General features: G+C 60.4%; 3 protein-coding genes, 1 tRNA gene and 2 rRNA genes (1 of these 6 cut by a window edge). 2 read left to right on the top strand and 4 right to left on the bottom strand.

The genetic code is table 11. From position 1 onward, the window contains the following. Nucleotides 1-31 precede the first annotated feature (31 nt). Nucleotides 32-1,276 carry a TonB-dependent receptor plug domain-containing protein gene (locus tag FHS79_RS09080; RefSeq protein WP_207792286.1) on the bottom strand — a complete coding sequence of 415 codons (1,245 nt, stop codon included), beginning with the start codon at nt 1,274-1,276 and terminating at the stop codon, nt 32-34. Nucleotides 1,277-1,574: 298 nt separating this feature from the next. Here FHS79_RS09080 and FHS79_RS09075 point away from each other — a divergent pair, with 298 nt between their 5' ends. Further along, the gene (locus FHS79_RS09075; protein WP_207792285.1) at nt 1,575-3,302 is read left to right on the top strand and encodes a sensor histidine kinase; all 1,728 of its coding nucleotides are present in this window, start codon (nt 1,575-1,577) and stop codon (nt 3,300-3,302) included. After that, the gene (locus FHS79_RS09070; RefSeq protein ID WP_184198604.1) at nt 3,299-4,627 is read left to right on the top strand and encodes a sigma-54-dependent transcriptional regulator; all 1,329 of its coding nucleotides are present in this window, start codon (nt 3,299-3,301) and stop codon (nt 4,625-4,627) included. Before FHS79_RS09075 ends, FHS79_RS09070 begins: the two co-directional genes overlap by 4 nt. A 153-nt stretch (nt 4,628-4,780) precedes the next feature. Here the strand turns inward: FHS79_RS09070 and FHS79_RS09065 are convergent. The 3 genes from FHS79_RS09065 to FHS79_RS09055 all read right to left on the bottom strand — a co-directional run. Then, nucleotides 4,781-4,857: transfer RNA gene (locus FHS79_RS09065), tRNA-Met, on the bottom strand. 69 nt (nt 4,858-4,926) lie between these two features. Further along, a 5S ribosomal RNA gene (rrf, locus tag FHS79_RS09060) occupies nt 4,927-5,041 on the bottom strand. Between the two features lie 78 nt (nt 5,042-5,119). Then, nucleotides 5,120-7,479 (bottom strand): 23S ribosomal RNA (locus FHS79_RS09055); it runs 427 nt beyond the window's last position.

The following is a 7,479-nucleotide window of genomic DNA, read 5'->3' as shown; positions in this document are numbered from 1 at the left end:
TCGATACTGCGCGACTGTCCGGGGCCAATCCCTACAACACCATCCTCGGCGCTGTCTCCGCCGGATAGCTCAACGCAGGGGGTGGGTAATTACGGGTGTCGGTATCCTGATAAGCATACATGCCTTCTGCATAGAGATTCCAATCATCGGCCACGTCAAAACTGACGCGCGAGAAAAGGTTCCGTCGATTCTGTTCGGGCAAAATGCTGTTCTCGATGGAACCACTGCGCACATTGTTGTCGCCCAGGGTGCCGCCAGCCATGATCGGGTCGGACACTATCGGACCAAAAACGAGATTGTACGGCGTGCCACCGGGGCCAAACGCGATCCCCCGCAGCGACGAACAGGCCGAGGTCGCCGAGCAGGCGATGGCGCCGCCGAGTGTCGAGGTGGTGAGCCCGACCCCCGGCCGCAACAGCACCCGCGGCTGGCCGTTGGTCGCCGTATAGGTGGGGTTGTTGATGTAGGCCCAGCCGGCGTCGGTCCATGAGCGATTGCTGGCATCATAGATGCCGTCTTCGTGCGCCACTTCTCCGCTGAGCAGGAAATGGCCACGGCCGTCGGCGAAACTGGTGCCGTATGTCAGTGCGATCTGCCAGTTGCGGTTGTCGCCATAGGTGGTCACACCGCCCGAGACTTGGCCCTTGAAGCCCGTGAACTTGGTGTCGAGCACGAAGTTGACGACGCCTGACAGCGCGTCCGAGCCATAGGAGGCCGAAGCACCCCCGGTCACCACATCGACGCGCGTAATCAACTGCTGCGGCAGGCTGCTGACATCGACTGCGCCGGTGTTGATCATGCCGCCGACACGGCGCCCGTCGAGCAGGGTCAGTGTGCGCACATCGCCGATGCCGCGCAGGTTCATCGAGTTGATGCCTTGTCGGCCCGCACCCACCTGCGCCACCGTCGTACGCGGCGTGGAACTGCCCGAAAGGGCGGGAAGCGTGTTCACATAATCGGCGATGTTCGGGGTCGCGGACCGCAGGATCTCGTCGGCCCCCACCACCGAAACCGGGGTCGGTGACTGATAGCCGTCGCGCACCACCCGCGTGCCTATGACGTTGATCAACTCCTCCTCGGCTGGCTCGCTGGCCGCCTTTTCCGCTGTTTGCGCGCTGGCCATGGTCCCCATCAACAAAGCGGAAAGACAAACTGATGCCCTCAGCAAATCACGCAAGTAATGCGTCCCGTTGCTCATGTGCTTTCCCCCAGAATTGAAAATTACCAACGCGCATTTTACCTGGGTTGGCGAGCGGAACCGCTCGTCAACACACAAATCCCCCCCCAATGCTGAAGCTTTTTTCCGGCTCCGATGGCCGCTCCGCCTGATCAAATCATCCCGGCAAATATTCGATGATGCAAATTATTTTTTTCAATCATCAGAGCGTTGATAATAAACAACTTTTGCACATACTGGAGCCAAGCGCTGTGCGAGGTTCGGCACAAAGTGCCCCATGGGTGTGTGGTAATCCGCCCAGTTTCTGCATAGCATGTCCCGGCATTCTTTTCTTGCGCGAGGGCGGCTTCTGCCACACGAATCATCCGGTATCGGAGCGCCGCCGGCAGATGGCACTGTGCGCAACATCGTGTTCGGCCTGTTCGTCGTGGCGGTTGCAACCTGGATCGCCGGTGTCGTTGCCGCGCGCAATGCCGATGCCGCACTTGTCCGCCAGGCGAGCATTTCGGCAAGCCTTTTCGAAGCCGTGCTGCAGAGCGCGCTCGAGCGCTTTCGCGCCTTGCCGCTGGTTCTCGCCAGCGATGGAGACGTCCGGGGCGCGCTCGGCAATTCCGATCGCGATGTCCGCCATCGGCTGGATCTCAAGCTGGCACGCCTCGCCGAACGCACCAGTGCCGCTGCCATCTATGTCATCGATCCGCGCGGCCGCACCATTGCCGCGAGCAACTCCGAAACGCCTGAAAGCTTCGTCGGGCGCGAATTCAGCTTCCGCAGCTATTTCGCCGCCGCCATGCGCAACGGCAGCGGTGAGCAGTTCGCACTCGGCAACACCACCCACCGCCCCGGGCTCTATCTCTCGTCCAGAGTCGACAGCGACGGCAAGGCGCTCGGGGTGGTCGTCACGAAGATCGACTTCTCGTCGCTTGAAACCGAATGGCGTAGCGCCCAGACGCCGGTCTTCGTCACGGGCGCCGATGGGGTTGTGCTTATCACGAGTGTCGAGGCTTGGCGCTTCAAGCAGGCGGCACAGTTGCCGATCCGCCCGCTGGCAAGCGGCGACATGCTGGTGAGCGCCACCTTGCCAGGCCGAAGGCCGGCCGATTTCGTCGCGATCAACAAGCCCATAACCATTCCCGGCTGGACCCTCACCGTCCTTCGCACGCGCGATATCGGCGGCGCCGTGGCCGCCGCCCGCGCGCTCACCCTGCTTGCCTCTGCCTTGTGCGCGCTCGGCCTGTGGGCAATCCTGCGGCGCCGCAACCTCGCCATTGCCGCCCGTGCCGCCGCCCAGCTCGAGCTCGAGGCAAAGGTCGCATCGCGGACCCGTGCTCTCAGCAAGGCCAACAGCAAGCTTACTTCCGAAATCGCTGAGCGTCGCCGCGCCGAAGCCGCCCTGTTGCTGCTCCATCTCGAACTTGAACAAGCCAACCGGCTCACCATTCTCGGCCAGGTCGCAGCGGGGGTCACCCACGAGATCAACCAGCCCGTCGCTGCCATCTCGACCTGGGCTCACAACGCAACGGTCTTCCTTGCCCGCAGCGACACCGCCTCCGCCACGACCGCATTGGCGACCATCGTGGCGCTTACCGAACGGATCGGACGCATCACCGGCGAGCTGCGTGATTTCGCCCGCAAATCGGATGGCGCCATCGCTTGTGTCCGGGTCGATGATGCAATCGACGGCGCGCTGATGCTCGTCAGTGCCCACCAGCAGCAGTCCGGCGTGCGGATCAAGCGCAGGGCTGCGTGTGATCTTGCGGTGATCGCCGACAGGGTTCGCCTCGAACAAGTTCTCGTCAATCTGCTGCAGAATGCGCTCGAAGCGGTGGAGGCCGATCTTGAAGGCGCCTGTGTCTTCATCGAGGCCGCACGCTCCGGCAAGGATATCATGCTCTCGGTCACCGACACCGGCCCAGGCGTGGCACCCGAGATCGCCGCCTCGCTTTTCACCCCGTTCCAAACGAGCAAGGCCCGCGGTCTCGGCCTCGGCCTCGTCATCTCGCGGGACATCTGCCGGGCGCTCGGCGGCGATCTGCGCCTGCTGCCGACCGGCCGAAACGACGGACGCGGCGCCACCTTCGCGGTCACCCTGCCGGCCGCCCAAGGCATGGGAGACATCGCATGAACGCTGGCCACATCATCCTCGTGGAGGACGACAAGGACCTGGCGATCGCCATCCAGCAAGGCCTGCAACTGGCCGGATACAGCGTTGCCGTCTTCAGTGATGCGGGTGCTGCGCTCGCTGCAGCCGATGCCGAGTTTCCCGGCGTGGTGGTGAGCGACTTGCGCATGCCGGGCATGGACGGCTGGCAGTTCTTTTCCGCCCTTCTCGCCCGCGATGCCGATATCCCGGTCATCCTCATTACCGGCCATGGCAATATCAGCGATGCCGTCGCGGCCATGCATCAGGGTGCCTATGATTTCGTCGCCAAGCCCTTCGCCATGGACAGGCTGCTTGGCAGCCTGGCTCGCGCCATGGAAAAGCGCCGCCTTGTCCTCGACAATCGCCAGCTTCGCGCAGCCGCACTCGAAGCCACTCCTCAGCCAAGTACGCTGCTGCCGCTGGTCGGTGAAAGTCCGGCCATGGCACAGCTCCGCTCCACCCTCGCGCATATCGGCGATGCCGAGATCGATGTGCTGATAGAGGGAGAATCCGGAACGGGACGCGATCGCATCGCGCGGCTGCTCCACGACAGCAGCCGCCGCCGCTCGCGGGCATTCGCCAGCGTCAATTGCGCCGCAGCGCCGCAAGGCCCGCTGGAGGACGAGCTGTTCGGTACCGAAGACGGGCCCGCCAGCCGCCGCCGGATCGGCCGTATCGAGTTCGCCAACCGCGGTACACTGTTTCTGGACGGCGTCGAGAGCATGCCGATCGCCACCCAGATCCGCCTTGGTGCAGCCCTGGAAATCGGCGAGTTCGTCACCAATGGCAGCAACAGCCCCCGCAGCATCGATGTGCGGGTCATCGCCACGACCAGCAACGATCCTGGCCTCGATGTTGCTGCCGGAAGGCTGCGCGCCGAGCTCATGTTCCGGCTCGGCGCCATCCGCATCCGGATCCCGCCGCTGCGCGAACGTCGCGACGACGTGCCCTTGCTCTACGGGCGTCTCGCCGCGGAGGCCGCACGCCGCTTCAATGTGCAACCTCCCATGGTCGACGCCACCACGCGCGCCCATCTCCTCGGCCATGACTGGCCCGGAAACTTGCGCGAACTGGCGCACTTTGCCGAGCGGAATGCTCTCGGGCTCAATCGCGAAGTGGCTGTGGGCGGCAGTCCTACCAGCCTGGCGGAGCGCATGGCGGTTATCGAAGCCGGCATGATCCGGGAAGCCCTGACCACCGCCGGTGGCCGCATTGCCGACGTGCAGCGCCTGCTCGGCATCCCCCGCAAGACTCTCTACGACAAGCTGAACCGCCACGGCCTCAACCCGGCGGATTTTCGCCGCTAAAGCCGATCGGGTGCGGCCCCTTCACTTGCCATGATCATGTTCATTCAAGCCGGACCCATTTTGCGAGACAGGGTCAGCGGCCGCGATGGCGCAGCTGCCGGCAAAACGAAAAATTCCCCCGCCACGTTAGTGGCGAGGGAATTGGTACATCAGTGGTTGCGGGGACAGGATTTGAACCTGTGACCTTCAGGTTATGAGCCTGACGAGCTACCGGGCTGCTCCACCCCGCGACAGAGGCGGGAGACGCCTCAAAAGCGTGTGTGACAAGTGAATGGGTTTTCCTGATCGCCGGCTGCAAGGCCTGGCGGCGTCCTACTCTTCCATCGCTTGAGCGATAGTACCATTGGCGCTGCCTGGTTTCACGGCCGAGTTCGAGATGGGATCGGGTGGGTCACAGGCGCTATGACCACCAAGCCATGAAGCCGGCGAAAAGGGATTGAACGATGATGATCCGTGCATTGGAACTACAGTGATGTCGTTGATGGTGGAGTCTTCAAGCGTGACCAGAGTAATTAGGACCGGTTAGCTGAATGCATTACTGCACTTACACACCCGGCCTATCAACGTAGTGGTCTTCTACGACTCGATGAGATCTTATCTTGAGGGAGGCTTCCCGCTTAGATGCTTTCAGCGGTTATCCCGTCCATACATAGCTACCCTGCTGCGCCACTGGCGTGACGACAGGTGCACCAGAGGTATGTTCATCCCGGTCCTCTCGTACTAGGGACAACTCCTCTCAAATCTCGACGCCCACGGCAGATAGGGACCAAACTGTCTCACGACGTTCTGAACCCAGCTCACGTACCACTTTAATTGGCGAACAGCCAAACCCTTGGGACCTGCTCCAGCCCCAGGATGTGATGAGCCGACATCGAGGTGCCAAACAACCCCGTCGATATGAGCTCTTGGGGGTTATCAGCCTGTTATCCCCGGCGTACCTTTTATCCGTTGAGCGATGGCCCGTCCACGAGGGACCACCGGATCACTATGACCGACTTTCGTCTCTGCTCGACTTGTCAGTCTCACAGTCAGGCTGGCTTATGCCATTGCACTCTAACAGACGGTTTCCAACCGTCCTGAGCCAACCTTCGCGCGCCTCCGTTACTCTTTAGGAGGCGACCGCCCCAGTCAAACTACCCGCCACAGAGGGTCCCTCTCCCAGTTTCATGGGAGCAGGTTAGATATAAGAAACGAACAGGGTGGTATTTCACTTGTTGGCTCCACACGAGCTGGCGCCCATGCTTCAAAGCCTCCCACCTATGCTACACAGTCCATTCCTCATACCACTCTGAAGCTGCAGTAAAGGTGCACGGGGTCTTTCCGTCTAACCGCGGGTACCCCGCATCTTCACGGGGAATTCAATTTCGCTGAGCATCTCCTGGAGACAGTGGGGAAGTCGTTACGCCATTCGTGCAGGTCGGAACTTACCCGACAAGGAATTTCGCTACCTTAGGACCGTTATAGTTACGGCCGCCGTTTACCTGGGCTTCATTTCGGAGCTTGCACTCCTCCACTTAACCTTCAGGCACCGGGCAGGCGTCAGGCCCTATACGTCGTCTTGAAGCCGACTTAGCAGAGCCCTGTGTTTTTGTTAAACAGTCGCTACCCCCTGGCCTGTGCCCCCCATGAAAAGTTGCCTTAACATGGGGCCTCCTTCTTCCGAAGGTACGGAGGCAATTTGCCGAGTTCCTTCAGGAGACTTCACTCAAGCGCCTTGGTATACTCTACCAGCCCACCTGTGTCGGTTTCGGGTACGGTCTATAAGTTGGGGCTATTTCCTGGAACCTCTTCGAAGCCCGGACAATCCAATAAGTCCAGACAACACACGAGATCCGTCACACACCAACAGGCTACGGAATATTAACCGTATTTCCATCCACTACCCCCTTCGGGCTCGTGTTAGGGACCGGCTCACCCTACGCGGATTAGCCTTGCGTAGGAACCCTTGGGCTTTCGGCGACAGGGCATCTCACCCTGTTTATCGCTACTCATGTCATCATTCGCACTTCCGATACCTCCACAGCCCATTACCAGACTGCTTCACAGGCTTACGGAACGCTCCGCTACCGCGTGCACAAAGTGCACACCCAAAGCTTCGGTACGTGTCTTGAGCCCCGTTACATCTTCGCCGCAGAAGTCCTTATCTAGACCAGTGAGCTGTTACGCTTTCTTTAAAGGATGGCTGCTTCTAAGCCAACCTCCTGGTTGTTTTGGGACTTCCACATGCTTTCCCACTTAGACACGATTTGGGGACCTTAGCTGTTGGTCAGGGCTGTTTCCCTCTCGACGATGGACCTTAGCACCCACCGTCTGTCTCCCAAGCTGTACTCACGGGTATTCGGAGTTTGGTTAGGTTTGGTAGATCTCGCGACCCCCTAGCCCATCCAGTGCTCTACCCCCCGTGGTAATACTTGAGGCACTACCTCAATAGTTTTCGCGGAGAACCAGCTATTTCCCGGTTTGATTGGCCTTTCACCCCTAAACACAGCTCATCCGACAACTTTTCAACGTTGACCGGTTCGGACCTCCAGTGGGTGTTACCCCACCTTCATCCTGGCCATGCCTAGATCACCGGGGTTCGGGTCTAATGCGTGATACTAAATCGCCCTATTCAGACTCGCTTTCGCTGCGCCTACACCTAACGGCTTAAGCTTGCATCACACATTAAGTCGATGACCCATTATACAAGAGGTACGCTGTCACCCCGAAGGGCTCCAACTGATTGTAGGCATTCGGTTTCAGGTACTGTTTCACTCCCCTCATCGGGGTGCTTTTCACCTTTCCCTCACGGTACTAGTTCGCTATCGGTCATGCACGAGTACTTAGGCTTGGAGGGTGGTCCCCCCATGTTC

Origin of the sequence: Polymorphobacter multimanifer (assembly GCF_014205635.1) — a bacterium.
GTDB classification, from domain to species: domain Bacteria; phylum Pseudomonadota; class Alphaproteobacteria; order Sphingomonadales; family Sphingomonadaceae; genus Sandarakinorhabdus; species Sandarakinorhabdus multimanifer.
The sequence above is the reverse complement of the archived record's forward strand: the minus strand, read 5'-3'. Positions and strand labels throughout refer to the sequence as shown.